The organism is Bartonella sp. AC10YNML (assembly GCF_042196825.1).
GTDB lineage: Bacteria > Pseudomonadota > Alphaproteobacteria > Rhizobiales > Rhizobiaceae > Bartonella.
The window spans coordinates 303-806 of record NZ_JBHIRA010000069.1; the positions used below are offsets into that span (position 1 = coordinate 303).

The following is a 504-nucleotide window of genomic DNA, read 5'->3' on the forward strand; positions in this document are numbered from 1 at the left end:
CGTGTTATAGCGAAAGTTATATTGTTTGAGCGAAAAAGGACGCACGTAGCCTAGGGAAAAAGACAATTTGGAAAACTGCCCTTTGGGGGAATTTTTTGTTGCATTCTCTTGCTCTTTATCGTCATAAGCGCCAAGAATTGCCAACCCTTTATGAAACCCTATATGTGCGCTTAATTCTCCTCCAAGCCACTTGCGCGAATGATCAAGCTCAAAGGTTGCAATAGCTAGTTTACGGCTGGAAACATCAACCTTGCTGCCCATAATAAAATTATCAGAATATTTCCATGTCAACCGTCCCGTAACCCACGTCTTTCCCTCTTGATCACGATCAATAACCCGTGAAATCCACGGTGTCAGCGATAAAGACTTACCCGCTGTCATAATATCGGAAAATATTCCCTTAACACTCGAATGATATTGGCTCCACGTCCCATCAAAACCTGTTGTCCAATAGCCATAGGGTAGAGAAAATGATCCCGTTAGAGTATCACTATTGGGGCGCTT

At 43.1% G+C, this 504-nt stretch carries 1 protein-coding gene; it reads right to left on the reverse strand.

Features of this window, described 5'->3' with window-relative positions; all coding sequences use genetic code 11:
• A partial coding sequence (locus ACFINA_RS09670) for a ShlB/FhaC/HecB family hemolysin secretion/activation protein (RefSeq protein ID WP_375615528.1) occupies positions 1-504 on the reverse strand: 504 nt, incomplete at both ends.